At 62.6% G+C, this 16,529-nt stretch carries 19 protein-coding genes and 2 tRNA genes; 11 read left to right on the top strand and 10 right to left on the bottom strand.

Annotated elements, in window-relative coordinates:
• Positions 1 to 4: 4 nt before the first annotated feature.
• Complete coding sequence (locus tag BR00_RS04415; RefSeq protein WP_496476408.1) at positions 5 to 748, bottom strand: glycosyltransferase family 2 protein; 744 nt, start codon at positions 746 to 748, stop codon at positions 5 to 7.
• A 62-nt stretch (positions 749 to 810) separates the two neighbouring features.
• On the opposite strand from BR00_RS04415, the gene BR00_RS04420 reads away from it, so the two are divergent.
• Positions 811 to 887: transfer RNA gene (locus BR00_RS04420), tRNA-Met, on the top strand.
• A 154-nt stretch (positions 888 to 1,041) separates the two neighbouring features.
• Here the strand turns inward: BR00_RS04420 and BR00_RS04425 are convergent.
• The 8 genes from BR00_RS04425 to BR00_RS04460 are packed head-to-tail and all read right to left on the bottom strand — an operon-like array spanning position 1,042 to position 7,843.
• On the bottom strand, positions 1,042 to 1,374 hold the full coding sequence (locus BR00_RS04425) for a heavy metal-binding domain-containing protein (protein WP_496476409.1): 333 nt from the start codon (positions 1,372 to 1,374) through the stop codon (positions 1,042 to 1,044).
• A gap of 39 nt (positions 1,375 to 1,413) precedes the next feature.
• Positions 1,414 to 1,743, bottom strand: a complete 330-nt coding sequence (locus BR00_RS04430) for a DUF190 domain-containing protein (RefSeq protein WP_496476410.1) — start codon at positions 1,741 to 1,743, stop codon at positions 1,414 to 1,416.
• Positions 1,744 to 1,773: 30 nt separating this feature from the next.
• A complete protein-coding gene (crcB, locus tag BR00_RS04435) occupies positions 1,774 to 2,145 on the bottom strand; it encodes a fluoride efflux transporter CrcB (RefSeq protein ID WP_496476411.1) in 372 nt (123 codons plus the stop codon).
• A complete protein-coding gene (locus BR00_RS04440; protein ID WP_496476412.1) occupies positions 2,142 to 3,890 on the bottom strand; it encodes an aldehyde ferredoxin oxidoreductase N-terminal domain-containing protein in 1,749 nt (582 codons plus the stop codon). Before BR00_RS04440 ends, crcB begins: the two co-directional genes overlap by 4 nt.
• A complete protein-coding gene (locus BR00_RS04445; RefSeq protein ID WP_496476413.1) occupies positions 3,887 to 4,291 on the bottom strand; it encodes a 4Fe-4S dicluster domain-containing protein in 405 nt (134 codons plus the stop codon). The genes BR00_RS04440 and BR00_RS04445 overlap by 4 nt, the downstream gene beginning before the upstream one ends.
• A complete protein-coding gene (locus BR00_RS04450; protein ID WP_496476414.1) occupies positions 4,288 to 5,037 on the bottom strand; it encodes an RsmE family RNA methyltransferase in 750 nt (249 codons plus the stop codon). The genes BR00_RS04445 and BR00_RS04450 overlap by 4 nt, the downstream gene beginning before the upstream one ends.
• Positions 5,034 to 6,116, bottom strand: coding sequence for a glycine cleavage system aminomethyltransferase GcvT (gcvT, locus tag BR00_RS04455; protein WP_496476415.1), 1,083 nt, complete (start codon positions 6,114 to 6,116; stop codon positions 5,034 to 5,036). The genes BR00_RS04450 and gcvT overlap by 4 nt, the downstream gene beginning before the upstream one ends.
• 11 nt (positions 6,117 to 6,127) lie before the next feature.
• Positions 6,128 to 7,843 carry a hypothetical protein gene (locus BR00_RS04460; protein ID WP_496476416.1) on the bottom strand — a complete coding sequence of 572 codons (1,716 nt, stop codon included), beginning with the start codon at positions 7,841 to 7,843 and terminating at the stop codon, positions 6,128 to 6,130.
• Between the two features lie 89 nt (positions 7,844 to 7,932).
• Between BR00_RS04460 and BR00_RS04465 the strand changes: the two genes are divergently transcribed.
• On the top strand, positions 7,933 to 8,916 hold the full coding sequence (locus BR00_RS04465) for a GAF domain-containing protein (protein WP_496476417.1): 984 nt from the start codon (positions 7,933 to 7,935) through the stop codon (positions 8,914 to 8,916).
• Between the two features lie 11 nt (positions 8,917 to 8,927).
• Positions 8,928 to 9,953, top strand: a complete 1,026-nt coding sequence (locus BR00_RS04470; RefSeq protein WP_496476418.1) for a rod shape-determining protein — start codon at positions 8,928 to 8,930, stop codon at positions 9,951 to 9,953.
• A gap of 324 nt (positions 9,954 to 10,277) precedes the next feature.
• Here BR00_RS04470 and BR00_RS04475 read toward each other — a convergent pair whose 3' ends face one another.
• Positions 10,278 to 10,727 carry an NUDIX hydrolase gene (locus BR00_RS04475; RefSeq protein ID WP_496476419.1) on the bottom strand — a complete coding sequence of 150 codons (450 nt, stop codon included), beginning with the start codon at positions 10,725 to 10,727 and terminating at the stop codon, positions 10,278 to 10,280.
• On the opposite strand from BR00_RS04475, the gene rimI reads away from it, so the two are divergent.
• From rimI to BR00_RS04515, 8 genes are all read left to right on the top strand, one after another.
• Positions 10,719 to 11,186, top strand: a complete 468-nt coding sequence (gene rimI / locus BR00_RS04480) for a ribosomal protein S18-alanine N-acetyltransferase (protein ID WP_496476420.1) — start codon at positions 10,719 to 10,721, stop codon at positions 11,184 to 11,186. The two genes, BR00_RS04475 and rimI, sit on opposite strands and share 9 nt — an antisense overlap.
• 88 nt (positions 11,187 to 11,274) lie before the next feature.
• A complete protein-coding gene (locus BR00_RS04485) occupies positions 11,275 to 12,675 on the top strand; it encodes a DegQ family serine endoprotease (RefSeq protein ID WP_496476421.1) in 1,401 nt (466 codons plus the stop codon).
• A gap of 4 nt (positions 12,676 to 12,679) precedes the next feature.
• Positions 12,680 to 13,534: a 4-(cytidine 5'-diphospho)-2-C-methyl-D-erythritol kinase gene (ispE, locus tag BR00_RS04490; protein ID WP_496476422.1), complete on the top strand. Its 855-nt coding sequence runs from the start codon at positions 12,680 to 12,682 to the stop codon at positions 13,532 to 13,534.
• Between the two features lie 4 nt (positions 13,535 to 13,538).
• Positions 13,539 to 13,614 (top strand) — tRNA-Gln (locus tag BR00_RS04495).
• A gap of 57 nt (positions 13,615 to 13,671) precedes the next feature.
• Complete coding sequence (locus BR00_RS04500) at positions 13,672 to 14,616, top strand: ribose-phosphate diphosphokinase (protein ID WP_496476423.1); 945 nt, start codon at positions 13,672 to 13,674, stop codon at positions 14,614 to 14,616.
• Between the two features lie 32 nt (positions 14,617 to 14,648).
• Positions 14,649 to 15,224, top strand: a complete 576-nt coding sequence (locus BR00_RS04505) for a 50S ribosomal protein L25 (protein WP_496476424.1) — start codon at positions 14,649 to 14,651, stop codon at positions 15,222 to 15,224.
• 21 nt (positions 15,225 to 15,245) lie between these two features.
• Positions 15,246 to 15,839, top strand: a complete 594-nt coding sequence (gene pth / locus BR00_RS04510) for an aminoacyl-tRNA hydrolase (RefSeq protein WP_496476425.1) — start codon at positions 15,246 to 15,248, stop codon at positions 15,837 to 15,839.
• An 84-nt stretch (positions 15,840 to 15,923) separates the two neighbouring features.
• Positions 15,924 to 16,463: a CarD family transcriptional regulator gene (locus BR00_RS04515; RefSeq protein ID WP_496476426.1), complete on the top strand. Its 540-nt coding sequence runs from the start codon at positions 15,924 to 15,926 to the stop codon at positions 16,461 to 16,463.
• Positions 16,464 to 16,529: the final 66 nt, after the last annotated feature.

The following is a 16,529-nucleotide window of genomic DNA, read 5'->3' on the forward strand; positions in this document are numbered from 1 at the left end:
AGTATCAGGGCGTCGGTGGAAGGTTGGTTTCGCGGATACGCCAGGAGACGTGGCGGCGCTGCATCCATCGCACGGCCAAGAGGTCCCACCAGGCGGTCCAGGCCCGATCCAAGATGCCGTACTTGGACACCCCGCGGGTGCGCGGCCGGTGGTGGACCGGCATCTCCGCCACCCGGGCGCCGTGCATCTTCATGAGTGTGGGCAGAAATCGGTGCATGCCCGTGAATACGGGGATCCGCCGGGCGAGGTCCGTGCGCAGTACCTTGAGGGAGCAGCCCGTATCGCGCACGGTCTCTCCGGTGAGGGCGTTGCGGATGGCGTTGGCAAGCCTCGAGGCGCTCCGCCGCACCCAGGTGTCCTGCCGTTTTTCCCGCCAGCCGATGACCATGTCCACGCCACCCTCGGCGTAGCGCGCCAAAAGCCGGGGGATGTCTGCCGGGTCGTTTTGCAGGTCTGCATCCAAGGTGACGATGACCTCGCCTCCAGCATGGGCAAAGCCTGCGGCAAAGGCCGCAGATTGGCCGTGGTTACGGTCGAAGGCCAGGTAGCGCACTCTGGGGTCGGCTGCGGCAAGGGCCTTGATGTTGGCAAGGCTGGCGTCGGTGCTGCCGTCGTCCACCATGAGGATTTCCCATGCATACGGGAGGTCCTCCAGGGCTTCCCGGCATTGCCGGTAGAGCTCCGGGAGGTTGTCTTCCTCGTTATAGACTGGAATCACAAGAGAAATGGTGTGAATGTCGGTGTGCATAGAAAAACTTGTCTAAAGGGTTTGACATCCGCTGTAAACATGTTTAAATGCCTTTCTCGTGACGCGGGGTGGAGCAGCATGGTAGCTCGTCGGGCTCATAACCCGAAGGTCGGAGGTTCAAATCCTCCCTCCGCAACCAAGAAAATCATAAGGGCCTTGCCGCTGGGCAGGGCCCTTTGCTTTTGGGGGCATATCTGGGCCGGATTGGGGGGAGTGCGTTGGCTTTGGGACCGACCATTCTCGGCCAAGACACGGACTTCCGTAATCCTTTGAGGATCAGGTCGCCCAACCCGTCACCGCTCCCTGGCCTGGATGGTGACCGCCGTGCCGCTGACGCTTACCATGAGCATGCTGCCTTTGGCGCCCACAGTCTCGTAGTCGATGTCGATGCCCACCACGGCGTTGGCCCCCAGTTGGCGGGCTTTTTCGTGGAGTTCTTCCAGGGCGATGCGGCGCGCCTTGTCCAATTCTTTTTCGTACGATGCCGCCCGGCCGCCGACGATATCGCGGATGCCGGCAAAGAGATCGCGAAAGATGTTGGCCCCCAAAACGGCCTCGCCGGTGACGATGCCGTGATACGTGGTGATGGTGGAGCCTTCCACAGTGGGTGTGGTGGTGAGGATCATCACAGACCTCCGGATGGTGGAGAAGAAACGGGACGCGCCCTAGGTTTGCGGCACCAAGGCGCGTAAGTCCAGGATATCCACTTCCTCGCGGGTGATGAGCACATGGGGCGCCAGGTGGATGATGTCCTTGAGAAAGGCCTCCGAGGGCTCGATGGCATCCACGACTTCCAGCACCAAGGGCAGACTCTCCGAGAGCCGCAGGATGGAGGCGTTGCGCACCCCGCGGGAGCCGAAGCCCATGAGCCCTCGAAAGAGAGTCGCGCCCTTGAGCCCGTGTTCCATGGCCCGGCGCACGATGACGTCCGAGAGCCGTTTGCCCTGATGCCGATCGGTTTCACTGAAATAGATGCGGATTCGCTGACCGCGCATGCGGTACCTCCGGGGGGCGGGGTGGGTGCGCTACAGGATGCGCGCCAGCACTATGCCCAGGTAGAGACCAAAAAACCCTGCGATCACCTGGCCGACGGCGTTGCAGGCAGCGAGCCCCACCGCGCCGGTACGCACCAGGGCCATGGTTTCGAAGGTGAAGGTGGAGAACGTGGTAAAGGCGCCGAGAAAGCCGGTAAGCAGCGCAAGGCGGGTTTCCGGGGGAAGCGCCATGCGCTCGTCGAGCAATGTGGCGATGAGCCCAAAGAGAAAGCACCCGAACACGTTCACCACCGCGGTGCCCACAGGGAACGCCCCTGTCCAGCGCGCTTGCACCGCCCCGGCCAGGGCCCAACGGCTGAGCGCCCCCAAGGCCCCGGCCAGGGCGATGACGAGATACTTCATGCCGACGCCTCCGCGGCCAATGCGCGGATGGCCTGGGCATAGGCCTTTTGGAGTTCTGCCAGATAGTGGGTGTCCATGGGGCCGCGCCAGGTGACCACCTCGGTGAAGCGCCGAGGGATGGAGACGGCCGCGGGATCAAAGCCAAAAGCCAGGCGCTGCTGCCAGCGCCGCGCCTGCAGGGTGCGGGCCGTGGCGGCCAGACCGCCCGCCAGATCCTCCTGCCCGGTGGCGGCAAGGCACTCGGCCAGACGTTCGCGGCTGTATACCTTGCGGGCAAAGAGGCAGGCCACCATGGAGGTGAGCAGCACCCGCTCGGCCTCGTCCTCCACGAGAAAACGCACGGCGGCCGCGGTGTCCTTGGGGGGATTGGTCTGGTCGTAGCTGTAGGCGCCGGTATCCAGATGCGAGTGGCGCAGGCCCAGCGCCTGGCTCACGAAGAAGGTCTCTCCAGTGGCGTAGCCCGCCATCTCTTGGCCGAGTACGCAGGCGAAGTCCGCACCCCCGTACACCTGGGCGGCGGCGTCGGCACCTTGGGCCAGGTGGGCCCAAAACTCTTGGCGCGCCTCGGCCATGCGGGCGATGGCCTCCCGGTAGGCGTGGGTCGCGCCGAAGGCCAGGTGCAGGCCGGTGTGCGCCTCGGTGATGATGCCGCGTTCCATGGCCTCCGTGGCCCAGGCCAGGGCCACGCCGGCACTCATGGCATCAAGACCGGCCTTTTCCACGTCGTCGAGGAGTGCAAGCACCTCGGTGGGTACGCGCACGTCGAGCATGGTGCCCAGGGCGAAGATGGGTTCATAGTCGTAGGACACCTGGCGGTAGAGGTAGCGGTTGTCCTGGGGCAGGAATTTTTCCCGCACGAAACCGATGTGTACGCAGCCCACCGGACATCCCGCGCAGGCGGCGTTGCGCAGCAAGGCCGTGTCCGCGAAGTGCTGGCCGCTCATGGTGCCGATGGCTTCGGGGTTGGAGGTGGCTTGGAGGTTGCGCCAGGGCAGGGCCTGCAGGGCGTCCAAGGGCTCCAGGTTTTCCGGCGTGCCGAGGTTGTGGTACTTGTGCATCATTTCCGTGTCCGTGAGGTCGCGGAAGATGTCGGCGTAGAGCGCGGCGTACTTTTTGCCTGTGGGAAGCGGTTGATGGTCTTCGCCGGTGACGGCTACCGCCTTGATGTTTTTGGCCCCCAGGGCCGCGCCGCACCCCAGCCGGCCGAAGTGACGGAAGGTATCCACATTGATGCAGGCCATGGGGGATTTCCGCTCGCCGGCCACGCCGATGCGCCAGATGCTGCGGTGCCCGGAGCCGGAGAGCTGGCGGCGGATGAGCTTGGCGCAGGAAAGGGCGTCCATGCCCCAGAGATAGCCGGCGTCTTGGACGCTGACGTGGTGCGCTCCCACGTGTACCACACTGGGGCGCGGGGCGCGGCCCACGAGCACCAGGGCGTCCAGGCCGGCAAAGCGCAGCGCCAGGGCCGAGCGGCCGCCGGCATGGGACTCGGCGTAGCCACCATGGCGCGGGGAGACGAAGGCGCACACAGTCTTGCTCATGAGCGGGAAATAGCCGGTGAGCGGGCCGATGGCGAAGATGATGGGTTGATCCGGATGGTCCCAGGCTTCGGTGGGCCGGGCGTACTGGGAGAACAAGGTGGCGGCGAGCCCGGATCCGCCGAGGGCGGCGCGGGCCTCGGGCAGTCGGCGCAGCCGCGCCGTGCCGGTGTCCAGGTGTACTTCGAGGATGACCACGGGATTCATGACTCCACCTCCGCAAGCTCCAAGCAGTCGTGCGGACAGAACGGCACGCATTGGCCGCAGTGAATGCACACGTAAATATCGCCCGCGCGGTCCTGAGCGATGGCCCCCACCGGGCAGGCGGGCACGCATTGGCCACACTGGATGCATAGGTTTTTGTTGCGCACAACGCCACCGCCCGGGCGGGCCTTGAGACTGCCGGTGGGACAGGCCGCGGCGCAGGGCGGCGGGTCGCAGGCCAGACAGACTTCCGCCTGGAAGCCCGTGGTGAGCCCTCCGGAAGAGGAAATGCGGATGCCGGCATGCTCCCAGGAAAGGAGCTTGTGGACCAAGCGGGCGCAGGCCAGCGAGCAGCTGTGGCAGCCGATACATCGATCCATGCGGGCGGCAACGAGACGTTTCATGATTCCTCCTGGACGGTTGGGGGCAGGGAAGATTTTTCCGTCTGATAGTGCGCAAGGGCCGCGGCGTATACACCTGCGGTTTCGGCGCGCAGAATTCGGCTGCCGAGGGAGCGGGGGAGCCACCCGTGTTGGATGAAGGCCGCCACTTCCTCGTCGTCGAGTCCGCCTTCGGGCCCCACGGCCACCACGCACGGCGCGGCGAGATCCGCAAGGCGGATCCCCGCCGAGGCCGGGGCCTTTTCCCACAGCAGTACACGTCGGGCCCTGTCGGCCCCTGCAGCCAGCAATGCGGGCAGGGAGGTGAAGGCGCGCAGCTCCGGCAGCCAGGGGGTCATGCTCTGCTTGGCTGCGGCCACGGCCTGGCGCAGCCAGACGGCGGGCCCGTCTTCCGGGATGTTCCCTTGGGAGAAACGGGCCTGCCAAAACCAGATGCCCTGGCCCCCCAACTCCACGGCCTTTTCCACGATGAAACCACGGCGGCCGCCTTTGGTCCAGGCTGTCGCCAGGATGAGCCCCTGGGGCCGTGGGTGCAGCGTCGGCGCGGCGTGCGCACGAAGCAGGACGCGCTTTTTGGTGGTTTGGGCAAGCACAAAGGGGCCGCTCCTTCCCTCGCCGTCAAAGAGCGTCACCATCGCCCCGGGCCGCAGGCGCAGCACTGCGACCAGATGCCGGGCTTCGTCCGGGCAAAGCTCCACCGTGTCTCCCCAGGCGTGGGCTGGGGCGTAGGCCCAGGGGGTGCGGTTCATGCCAACTTGGTCCGTGCGGTTCCTTGGGTGTAGAAGGGAAGCTCCACTTTGCGGGCGGAAAGCAGCGTCTTAGCTGCTTGGATGGTGAAGGCGTCCGCATCGGCGGCCTCGGCCGTCACGTAGGCCAAGGCGATGGCGTGACCCAAGCTTGGGGCGAATGATCCGCTCGTCACCCGGCCCACGACCCGGTCGCCCAGCAACACGCCGTCGCCGTGCCGGGCGCTGCGCCGGCCTTCCAGGGCCAGACCCACGAGGCGCTCACGCACCAAAGGCAGCGCGCTTTTGCCGATGAACTCCGCCGGCGAGGTGAGGAGTGCGCCGTAGCCTGCCTCCACCGGGGTGTGGGCGGTGTCCAGGTCCTGGCCGTAGAGAGGGAGGCCCATCTCCAGGCGCAAGGTGTCCCGGGCCCCGAGCCCTGCGGGCTTCACCAGGGGGTGCTCAAGGAGCGCCTCCCAAAGTTCCAGGGCGCGGTCCCAGGGGGCGTAGAGCTCGACACCCAGCTCGCCGGTGTAGCCGGTGCGGCTCACCAAAAGTTCCATTCCGCGCCAGGTGACCGGGCGGAAGGCGAAGTAGGCGAGGTCCGTCCAGGTGCCGGGGATGACCTGCGCGAGCACGGCAAAGGACTGGGGGCCCTGGAGGTCGATCTTGGCCGTGAGGCTGCTGCGGTCTTCCAGGGTGAGCCCGCGTGGCAGATGCTCGCGGATCCACGCCAAATCCGAGGCCGTGGTGGCGGCGTTGACCACGAGCATATAGTCGTCGGCAGCCAAACGATAGACGATGAGGTCGTCGAGCACGCCGCCGTTGTCGTTGAGCATGAAGCCGTAGCGGCAGCGCCCGGGCTTCAAGGTCTCCAGGTTGTGGGTGACGATGCGCGCCAGGGCGTCGGTGGCCCCGGGGCCGGAGAGGAAGAATTCCCCCATGTGGCAGATGTCGAAGATGCTGGCTTGGGTGCGGGTGTGCTGATGTTCTTCCAGGATGCTGGTGTATTGGATGGGCATGTCCCAGCCGGCAAAAGGGGCCATGCGGGCGCCGTGGGCGTGGTGCCAGGAAGTCAGTGGCGAAGTATGCAGATCAGCCATAAAAATCTCCTTTATGTAGTGGTGCGGATGCGACGGATTGCTTTGAGCTCGTCTACGAGGCCAACCAACCTGCCGTAATATTTTTTGATGTGCAGTCCGCTTGCCGTCAAATCATCGTCTTTGGGAGCGATATATCGCTTGATCAGGTAGCGGTCCGCGAGAATCTGCTCTGCAAAATGAATGGTTTTATCCATGAGTTCTGGGAAATAGTTGACCGCTTCGAATTTGAACTCCGTGATGATTTTGACGACCAAGGTGATCATTTCTTTGTAGGAAATTTTTTTCCCACGGTAAATTCTTTCTTTGAGATCCTGGAGCTGTTTGACGCGCCGTGCTTGCTGGATGAAACTGTAGAGTTTCCAGACCTCTTGGTAAACTGCGTTGAGTTGTGTCGAAAAAATATCGAGGTAGTCTTTGTTGAAGAGGTAGGAGTCAAGGACCTTGGTGATGGAGGCGTAGAACTCGTCGGAATAGCCCACCATGCGGCGTTGATGCTTGGTGAGCCAGGCGTGGAGAAATTTGAGCCGCTTCTCGTGGGTTTCGGTGTTTTCCACCAATTCCCGCCCCTTGTAGAGGACTCGGCCCATGAACTCTCCGCGCACGATGTCGTTGAGCTTGAGGACCATGGTATACGAGTCCTTGATAATGTTGATTCCCGTGAGGGCTTGCCCGGTGTGCGGGTGGATGATCTCCTGACGCAAGACGGAGATGGCGCGCTCTTGGCGTACGTTGTTGGGGTCGTATTTGTGCTGGCGGTAGGTGATGCGCACCAAAAGCACCCGGCGTTGGGGGTCGAGGAAATATCCGCCCTGCTCCAGCGGGTTGAGGACTTCGGCGCTGCGGCTTTCGAGGCGTACGAGGCAAGCTTTGGTGACTTGGGGATAGGGGCGGCCGGGCTCGTCGCTCATGAGGGTGGTGATGGTACGGTCCGATTGCCCGAGGACCTTGATGCAAAAGCGCTCGCCCATCTTGTGGAGGCGGCGGGCGAAGATGGCAGCCGAGGTCTTGCGCTCCGAAGAGATGGGATAGCCGTAGAGCTCCATGAGAAATTGGTACACGAATTCCCGGTTGGCCACGTAGAGGCGGTTGTTGCCGGGCTGGAATTTTTTGATCTTGAGGCCGAAGCGCTTGAGCTCCGTGTCCAGGTCTGAAGGAAACGAGGCATAGATTCCGGAAAGGTAGAATTCCCCGCGGCTATCACGGGAGAAGACGTGTGCCCGGTCCATGTGTCCCAAGAACTGGATGAGGGTGGAGTAGGCCGCAGGGTCGGCGATGCTGAGTGCGGACGTGGCCTCGCGGAAGGCTTCCCGCTGGTGTTTGGGCAGGTGGCGTTCGAAGGTCTCTTGGTTGTGGCGGTGGATGTTTTCTTCCAGGAGGCAGAAATCTCCTGCTGGTGCGGCGTCGGGGTCGTGGCAGGTGCGAAGGATGTCGTATTGAAAGACCTCATCCAACGGGCTTAAGGGACGATCGAAGATGACCATGGAAAATCCCGGGAGCGCTGCGTATTCGAAAAGGTTAGGTTCGAAGGAAGGAAGCAGCTCGCGGGGGTCCACCAAGGGATAGTCCGGGGTCTCGGCGTAGGGCTTGGCCAAGCAAAACTTCATGTGCACCAGCTCGATGAAGCGGGCAAGGTCCGCCAGTGTGCTTAGCGGACGAGCTGGTACGAGCATGCCGTCTTCCAGGCAGCGCACCTCAGAAGCGTGGGAAAAAAGCGATTGCCAATGCATGGAGCCTCGAATATCCGTCGCGGTCGCTGAAAAAGAAAAATGGCATGTTTTTACCTTGGCGTAAAGACGGATGCCAGGGAAGTATGTGGATGTCCGTGCACTCTGTCGCGATAGAACATCTTTTGGAAGCCGCAGCTTCGGTCCTGGACGCCTACGAGGTGGTGTGGGTGGGCCCAGACACCAGCGGATACGCGGTGCAGGCAGGTTTCTGCCTCGCAGGTGACGTGCCGCGAGGTGTCCAGGTGCCTGTGGGCCAGGGGCTTGCGGGATGGGTGCTCAAAAACGAGGCCCCGCTGCTGGTAGACCATTTGGAGCGCACGGCCTCCCACTTGGGCTATGGCTCTGCACCCCATGGTCTGAAGGCCTTCTATGGCTGCCCTGTGCCCGGTGGCCGTGGAGCGCTGTGTGTGACGAGTAAAAAAGCCTACGCCTTCAGTGTCAAAGAACAAAAAATCCTTGAGCTTTTTGCCCGTACCCTTGCGGCCATGGATCAGGAGACCGCGGCCAGTCGCACGGTGGATGAAGAGGCCCGCTTGGCGGTGTGCTTGCAACGGCTTTTGGCCTTGCGGGAGCAGCACCCTCGGTGGTCGGAGTTTCTGGGCTGTTTCTTGCGGGATTTGGCCCAAGGCTTGGATGCCACCCATGCCTTTTTGGTAGTGAGCGACGAGTGGGGCAAGGGATATCTTCTGGAGGCATCGACCGCCCCGCTGTTTCGTAACCCTGTGTGGGAAGGCAAGGTCTTTGATGCGGGCAGTGGCATCCTCGGCTGGGTCTTCAAGAAAAACCAGCCGGTGGTATATGGCCAGGAGTGCGGGGAAATGGCAAGTATGCCGCTTTTTGGCCGACAAACCCCAGCGGTGGAACTTCGGACCCTCATGGCCTTTCCCCTCAAGGTGCATCGCCGGTGCCGCGGCGTCCTTGCTGCCGGGCATGTGGAGAGCCGCCCGGTGCGTCCGGCGCAGCATGGGTTCATGCGCGCCGCGGCGGACTATTTGGCCTTGCTTTTGGAAAATCTCTATCTGCGCAACCGGATGGGCGCTCGGCAGGCTCCTGCGCCGTCAACACCTGCATAAGGATTTGGGACGTGTTTTTTTCGCTGTTTTCTTTCTTGCGCACCAACGAGTTGGCCATGGACCTGGGGACGGCCAACACCCTGCTCTACTCGCCGCGGCAAGGCATCGTCCTCAACGAGCCTTCCGTGGTGGCCCTCGATGCCCGTACTGACGCCATTTTGGCCGTAGGGCGCGAAGCCAAGGAATATTTGGGCCGCACGCCGGAGCGCATCCGGGCGGTGCGTCCCCTCAAAGACGGTGTCATCGCGGATTTTGAAGTCACCCGCGCCATGATCGCCTACTTCATTCGCAAAGTGACCACCGGTATGCGGCTGCGCAAGCCCCGCATGGCCATTTGTGTGCCTGCAGGCATCACGCAGGTGGAGAAACGGGCGGTGGTGGAATCCGCCGTGCAGGCCGGGGTGCGGGAGGTGTTCCTCATCGAAGAGCCCATGGCCGCCGCCATCGGCGCAGGGCTTCCCATCGAGGAGCCCCAAGGAAACATGGTGGTGGACATCGGCGGCGGCACCACCGAGGTGGCGGTCATCTCCCTCAGCGCCGTGGCCTATGCCGAGAGTGTGCGCATTGCCGGCGATGAGATTAACGATGCCATCCAGCGCTACGTGCAGGACCAATTCCAGGTCCTCATCGGCGAAAACATGGCTGAGGCCGCCAAGATCGCCATTGCCTCGGCCGTGCCTTTGCCGGAGCCGTTGGAGTACCGCGTCACGGGCAAGAACATGGTGGACGGGACGCCCAAGTCCATAGTGCTCACGGACAGCCACGTGCGGGAGGCCATCCGGGAGCCGGTGGGGGCCATTGTGGCCGCGGTGCGTCGGGCACTGGAAAAGACTCCGCCGGAGTTGGTGGCGGATATCGCGACCAATGGACTCCTTTTGGCCGGCGGCGGCGCCCTCCTCAAGGGCCTTGCCACCCTCATCTCCCAGCAAAGCGCCCTGGCCGTGCACGTGGACGAGGATCCGCTCACCACCGTGGTGCGGGGCACGGGCCGGGCCTTGGAATCGATGTCCCGGTTCGGGCAGGTGTTTATCAGTTAGAAGGAAACGGTCGTGCGCTGGGATGCCCGGCGGGGGCAAGCGGCGTTGTCTCTATTTTCCGGGTCCTTGGCACAGAGGTCTTCCGATACTGAAGAATCGATACTCCGCATTTTACATTGTCGTAATTCGAAATTTACGGCAACACTGTAACGTTGTGCCGCTCATGCGGCCGCGTTACAGGATTCCGGTTTGTTGGCGGCGCTGCTCGATCTGAGCCCGGAAGCGGCACCGCGGGTCGATGGCGTTTGGGCCAGGTGCTTGAGGCCTTCACGAGGAGCGCGTGGGCATCTTTTTCCGGCCATTGGAGGAGACGAAGCGCTCCGATTAGGCCTTGAGGAGCAGGGCTCCGGCCTCCCAGGCATGCTTGAGTTCTGGAGCCACCTGGTCCGGGTAGCGTTCCACCAGAGCAGTCATTTCCTCATGGTCCACGGCCACGGCGTCCGCCACGGCGGCTTCTGCGTGGACCACAAAGACCCAGACAAAAGCTCGCAGACTTGCGGAGGGTGGAAGTATGGTGAGCAGGTGGATGGGCGCATCCGTGGCGTGGAGAAGCCGCTCCACGGCCTCTTCTGCGCCCTCCATGGCCTTGACCATGCCTGCTGCGGCGGGGAACCAAACACCCTGATGTCGGCGCAAAAGGAGGCGGCCGTCCGCCTGGATGGAGACCGCGAGGACCCGGCGGTGAAGGAGCCCCTGGGCGAGCACGGCGTCGGCGGGCAGGGCGGCCAAGGGGCGGTCCGCAGTATCCACGACAAGGACAAGAGTATGGGGCATAGGGATTCCTGGCGTATCGTCCGGCTCCGGGAGGACGAGGCGGCGGCGGTGGCCGCGCTGGAGCAGATGGTGTTCCCCTCGGCCTGGAGTGCGGATACCTACGGTCGGTTTTTAGCCCAGCCCAGCTCATGGGCCGCCGGGGCGGTGGTCCGTGAGCTCGTGGGCTTCGTGGTGGGCACGGTTTTGGGGCAGGAGGCGGAAATCGTCAATCTGGCGGTGCATCCTTCCTGGCGGCGTCGCGGCATCGGTGGGGCGTTGGTGCAGGCGGCCCTGGAGGCGTGGGGGCGCTCGGGGGTGGTGCGGGTGATGCTCGAGGTGCGGGAAGGCAACGCCGCGGCGCTTGGGCTGTATGCGCGCTGCGGATTTGTGCCGTGCGGCCGCCGGCCTCGGTACTATACCGATCCTGTGGAAGACGCCTTGGTGCTGATATGGGGCGAGGCGCAGCAGCGCTGCGGGTAAGCAGGGCTTGTGGTTGCCAGGCGGCGGAAAATGGTTAGAGGTGGTTCCATCGTTCGTCCGTACCGAAATAACCGAAGGAGGACCGGATATGCGTGCATGGAGATACGGCCTGGGCTTTTTGGTGTGCTGGATCTGGGCTGTGGCGGCCATCGCGGCGGACGTGCCGGACTTTGTGCGTTTGGCGGAGAAGGCCGGACCTGCGGTGGTGAACATCAGCACCCGCAAGGTGGTGGAAAATCCTATGGGGCAATTTTTACGCCGCCTTCCCCGGGGAGGACAGGGCGATCCTTTCCAGGATTTTTTCGATCAGTTTGAGCGGTTTTTCGGGGATCAGATGCCCAACCGGGAGCAGCGTTCCTTGGGATCGGGCTTCATCATCTCTGCAGACGGTTATATCGTGACCAATAATCACGTCGTGGAGGGCGCGGACTCCATCACCGTGAACATCCAGCGCCGGGAAGGCAAAGAAGAGAGTTACGACGCTGAAGTGGTCGGGACGGATCCGGAGACGGATTTGGCCCTGATCAAGATCAACGCCACGGCACCGTTGCCGGTCCTTGAGTTTGGCGATTCCGACCGCCTGCGGGTGGGGGAATGGGTGATGGCCATCGGCAATCCCTTTGGGCTGGACCATACAGTCACGGCCGGCATTGTCAGCGCCAAGGGGCGGAACATCGGCTCCGGGCCGTACGACAGTTTCATCCAGACCGACGCCTCCATCAACCCGGGCAACAGCGGGGGGCCGCTCATCAACGGAAGCGGCGAGGTGATTGGCATCAACACGGCCATTATCGCCTCTGGCCAAGGCATCGGTTTTGCCATCCCCAGCAATTGGGCCCGTCAGGTGATCGACCAATTGCGGCAGTACAAAACCGTGCGCCGCGGCTGGCTGGGGGTCTCCATTCAGGACGTGGATGAGAAGGTCGCCCGCACCTTGGGGCTCTCCAAGGCCGCAGGTGCGCTGGTGGCCTCGGTGACGCCCGGGGATCCGGCGGATAAGGCGGGGATTCATGCCGGGGACGTAATCATTGCCCTGGACGGGGAGCCGATCTCCAGTTCGTCGGACCTCACCCGCCGGGTGGGGGCCATGGCCCCGGGCGAGAAAGTGGAGGTCTCGCTGTGGCGCAAGGGCAAGGTGGAAAAAGTCACCGTGACCTTGGAGGAGCGCAACGCCCGGCGTGTGGCCGCCAGTGACGGCGCAAACGTGGAAGAGACCCTGGGCATGAAGGTCCGCCCTGTGACCCGTCGGGAGGTCAAGGGGCTGCAGGGGAGCAGCGGACTCATCGTGGAAGAAGTCGCCCGCAGGTCCGTGGCGGCCCAGGCCGGGATCCGTCCTGGTGACGTACTCTTGGAAGCCAACGGCCAGGCGCTCACCTCAGTGGAGGACTTGGCTCAGGTCATTGCTGCGCAAAGCCAAGACAAGGGAGTGCTCATGCTCTTGGTGCAGCGCGGGCGCCGCGTGGTCCTGCACACCATCCCGCTCTCGTAAAGACATGACGACGGCAACGCTGCGGGTCGGCTGCAAGGTCAATCTCTATCTGCGTATTACCGGGAGACGCCCCGATGGCATGCATACCATCGAGAGCCTCTTCTACCCCATGCCCGTGCCCGCAGACACGCTGCATGTGGAAGTACGGCGGGAGCCCGGCATTACGGTCTCCTGCCGTCTTCCGTTCTTGCGGGGGCAGAAGAACATCTTGGCCAAAGCGTACCATGCCTACGTGGCTGCCGCAGGTAGCGCTCCGGGGCTCGCGGTGCGTCTGGAAAAGCGGATCCCGGTGGGAGCGGGTCTCGGCGGCGGGAGCAGCAATGCGGCGGCGCTCCTTTCCTGGCTTGACCAGCAGACCCAGGCCCTTGGTCCGCAGCGGCTACGGAGTGTGGCCGCTCAAGTGGGCGCGGACGTGCCATTTTTTCTTTTGGGGCGGCCTGCATGGGTCACGGGAATCGGCGAGTGCATGGAGCCGGTGGATCTGCACTTGGATGATTATGCGCGGGTGATCATCAGCCCCCGGGTGCGGGTCAATACCGCTTGGGCCTACCGGCGCTGGGACGAGGCGGCTTCGCTCTTGACACCCAGGTCCGCCCCCGATAAAGAGGCCGCCTTGGCCAAGCCACCTGTCTTGTGGAATGACTTCGAGGAGGTGGTCTTTGCGCGCTTCCCGGTCATCGGCCGCATCAAGGCGGCGGTGCTGGAGTCTGGAGCGATCTCCTGCGTCATGAGCGGGTCGGGCTCCAACCTTTTTGCCCTGTTTGCCTCTGCCAAGGCCAGCGCTGCGGCGCGGCGCTGGGTGGAGAAGTGGCAGGCAGGGTGGCACGAGGTGCCTCCGGGGGCGTCGGCATATACATAGGTGCTGGGGTGTCGCCAAGCTGGCAAGGCAACGGGTTTTGGGTCCGTCATTCGGAGGTTCGAATCCTCCCGCCCCAGCCAATTATTTTTTCGCTCTTCTGCATGCACACTTAGCCGATATTTTCAAGGAAACGTCCTATGCCGCATCGAGGCGAGCTCAAAATCCTCACCGGTACGGCCAATCCGGCCTTGGCGGAAAAGATTTGTGACCATCTTGGATGCAAGTTGACGCCGGCGCTGGTGAGTACCTTCAGTGACGGCGAGATTCGGGTGGAGATCAGCGACAACGTCCGCGGTGACGACGTGTACGTGGTGCAGCCCACCTGTTCGCCGGTGAATCACAACCTCATGGAGCTCTGTCTCATGCTGGACGCGTTGAAGCGTGCCAGCGCGAGCCGGGTGACCGCGGTGATTCCTTATTTCGGGTATGCCCGCCAGGACCGCAAGGTGGTCCCTCGGGTGCCCATCAGCGCCAAGATGGTGGCGGACTTCATCTCTGTGGCTGGGGTGCATCGGGTGCTCACCGTGGACCTTCATTCCGGTCAGATCCAGGGGTTTTTCGATTGCCCAGTGGACAATCTCTACGCCGCCCAGGTGCTGTTGGAGACCCTGCGGGGTCTTGGGCCCAACTTGGTCATCGTTTCCCCGGATGCCGGCGGGACCGAGCGTGCTCGGGCGTATGCCAAGCGTTTGGGCGTGGGGCTGGCCATCGTGGACAAGCGCCGTGACTCTCCCAACCAGGCCCATGCCATGCACGTCATCGGTGACGTCAAAGGGAAAATCGCCGTGGTGCTTGACGACATGATCGACACCGCGGGCACCATGACCGAGGCTGGGAGTCTTTTGGCGGAGCAAGGGGCCGAGGATGTGGTGGCATGTGCGACCCATCCCGTGCTCTCTGGTCCGGCCGTGGACCGCTTGCTGGCCTCTTCGTTTTCCAAAGTCATTGTTACGGATACCATTCCGCTCAATCCCAAGGCCGCTGAGAGCGACAAATTCGTCGTGGTCTCCGTGGGGAGCCTGCTCGCCAAGGCGATCCATAACATCCACTCGGAATCGTCGGTGAGCGTGCTTTTTCAGTAGGCTTGGGGAAGAGCTAATCAAGGAGCTTATCAATGGAACTTACACGTTTGCAGGTCGCCCGCCGCACCGAGTTGGGGAAGGGTGCGTGTGCCCGACTGCGGGCTCAGGGGGCAGTTCCTGGGGTGTTTTACTCTCCTTCTGGGGAGAATATCCCCCTGGTGGTGGATGCCAAGGCCCTGGCCAAGGCGTTTGAGGCGGTGCGTTATTCCAAACCGTTGGCCATGACCCTGGAGGATGGCACGGAGCGGCCGGTGATCATCAAGGAGCTCAAGACGCATCCCTATAAGCGGGTTTATGTCCATGTGGATCTTTGGGGTATTGACCTGGACAAGCCGGTGGATGTGATGGTGCCGCTGGTCGTGGTGGGCCGTGCCAAAGGTGTGGTGTTGGGCGGTAAGCTGGCCGTGTACCGGGAGAAAGTGGCTGTTCGTTGTCTGCCCCATCTCATCCCTGACGTCATCACGGTGGATGTCACGGAAATGAATATCGGTGATAAACTCATGGTGGACCAATTGCCTGTGCCGGAAGGCGTGCAGGTGCTCTTTGACCGTTCTTTCGCCGTCTTGGCCATCACCGGTGGTCGTGGGGCCAAGGAAGAAGCGGCGTAATCCTTCCTTCGCATTGCCGTTATGGCTTATGATGGCGTCATAGCGGGCCTCGGGAATCCCGGAGTCCGCTATGAATCGACGCGTCACAACTGCGGTTTCTTGGTGGTGGACGCGCTGGTTGCCTACTGGCTCCATGCCCCAGGGACGTCGTGTGCCTTCCGGGATGGGCAGCTTGCGCAGGCATGGGACGTCAGCGAGGATCATGGTGCTCGGCGGTGGCTGGTTCTCAAGCCCATGACCTACATGAATTTGAGTGGTCAGGCTCTTGCCCGTCCAGTGCGCAAACATGGAGTTTCCCCGCAGCAGGTCCTCGTGCTTCACGACGAACTCGATCTGCCTTTGGGGACGGTGCGCTTCAAGGCCGGCGGAGGACTGGCCGGACATAATGGCCTCAAATCCGTGGCCGAGACCCTGGGCAGTCGCGATTTTATCCGGCTTCGTATCGGCATCGGCCGACCGCCTGCGGGGATGTCTGGGGCGGATTACGTGCTGCAGACGTTTTCCCCTGGGGAGCGAGAGGTGCTCCAGGAAAGTGTCGCCTTGGCGCGGGACGCGGTGCTGCGGTACTGCGCCGATGGCCTTGAGGCAGCGACCCGTTGGCTGCATAGTCGCTGAAGGCGGTAGACTCCGCCTGCTGTTTAGGATATCAAAAATACACATCGTGTGTTTTCCGGTAAGCCATCCCGTGTGGAGGTGCCTGTGTTTGGCGTTGGTGAATTCGTTGTATATCCCGCCCAGGGTGTGGGGCGGGTGGAGCGCATTGAGACGCAGGAGATCGGGGGGGTACCCACCGAACTCATCATTGTGCGCATTTTGAGTAACAACGTCACCCTCATGGTGCCGGTGAAGAATGCCGCCAACGTGGGGTTGCGAGAAGTGTATTCCGCGGAGCAGGCCGAGGCCATCTTCGATTTCCTGCGGGATCGTTCGGACTTTACTGGGTACATGGGACAGAATTGGAATCGTCGTTATCGGGAATACTCGGAAAAGCTCAAGAGTAGTGTCCTGCAGGACGTGGCCTACGTGCTCAAAGAATTGATCCTGATCAGCAAGGACAAGGAACTCTCCTTTGGTGAGCGCCGCCTTCTGGAGCAGGCCATGAACCTTGTGTCTTTGGAACTCGCTTTTGCCTTGGGCAAAGAGCAGTCCGAGATTAAAAGAGCTATTGAGGAATTGTTTGCCGATATTCTGCAGGCAGGCAAAGACGAGCCTGTGGAAGACGACGACGTCGCGGATTAGTCCTTTCTTGTTTTTGCACCTCTCCACGATTTTTTTCTTTGTCACGTCCCTCTTCTTCCCAATTTC

This window comes from Thermodesulfomicrobium thermophilum DSM 16697, assembly GCF_059568695.1.

Excerpts from the sequence above, each read along its gene's own strand:
- BR00_RS04415 (WP_496476408.1), bottom strand. The coding sequence starts at position 748 with ATGCACACCGACATTCACACCATTTCTCTTGTGATTCCAGTCTATAAC.
- BR00_RS04425 (WP_496476409.1), bottom strand. The coding sequence starts at position 1,374 with ATGATCCTCACCACCACACCCACTGTGGAAGGCTCCACCATCACCACG.
- BR00_RS04430 (WP_496476410.1), bottom strand. The coding sequence starts at position 1,743 with ATGCGCGGTCAGCGAATCCGCATCTATTTCAGTGAAACCGATCGGCAT.
- crcB (WP_496476411.1), bottom strand. The coding sequence starts at position 2,145 with ATGAAGTATCTCGTCATCGCCCTGGCCGGGGCCTTGGGGGCGCTCAGC.
- BR00_RS04440 (WP_496476412.1), bottom strand. The coding sequence starts at position 3,890 with ATGAATCCCGTGGTCATCCTCGAAGTACACCTGGACACCGGCACGGCG.
- BR00_RS04445 (WP_496476413.1), bottom strand. The coding sequence starts at position 4,291 with ATGAAACGTCTCGTTGCCGCCCGCATGGATCGATGTATCGGCTGCCAC.
- BR00_RS04450 (WP_496476414.1), bottom strand. The coding sequence starts at position 5,037 with ATGAACCGCACCCCCTGGGCCTACGCCCCAGCCCACGCCTGGGGAGAC.
- gcvT (WP_496476415.1), bottom strand. The coding sequence starts at position 6,116 with ATGGCTGATCTGCATACTTCGCCACTGACTTCCTGGCACCACGCCCAC.
- BR00_RS04460 (WP_496476416.1), bottom strand. The coding sequence starts at position 7,843 with ATGCATTGGCAATCGCTTTTTTCCCACGCTTCTGAGGTGCGCTGCCTG.
- BR00_RS04465 (WP_496476417.1), top strand. The coding sequence starts at position 7,933 with ATGTCCGTGCACTCTGTCGCGATAGAACATCTTTTGGAAGCCGCAGCT.
- rimI (WP_496476420.1), top strand. The coding sequence starts at position 10,719 with ATGGGGCATAGGGATTCCTGGCGTATCGTCCGGCTCCGGGAGGACGAG.
- BR00_RS04475 (WP_496476419.1), bottom strand. The coding sequence starts at position 10,727 with ATGCCCCATACTCTTGTCCTTGTCGTGGATACTGCGGACCGCCCCTTG.
- BR00_RS04485 (WP_496476421.1), top strand. The coding sequence starts at position 11,275 with ATGCGTGCATGGAGATACGGCCTGGGCTTTTTGGTGTGCTGGATCTGG.
- ispE (WP_496476422.1), top strand. The coding sequence starts at position 12,680 with ATGACGACGGCAACGCTGCGGGTCGGCTGCAAGGTCAATCTCTATCTG.
- BR00_RS04500 (WP_496476423.1), top strand. The coding sequence starts at position 13,672 with ATGCCGCATCGAGGCGAGCTCAAAATCCTCACCGGTACGGCCAATCCG.
- BR00_RS04505 (WP_496476424.1), top strand. The coding sequence starts at position 14,649 with ATGGAACTTACACGTTTGCAGGTCGCCCGCCGCACCGAGTTGGGGAAG.
- pth (WP_496476425.1), top strand. The coding sequence starts at position 15,246 with ATGGCTTATGATGGCGTCATAGCGGGCCTCGGGAATCCCGGAGTCCGC.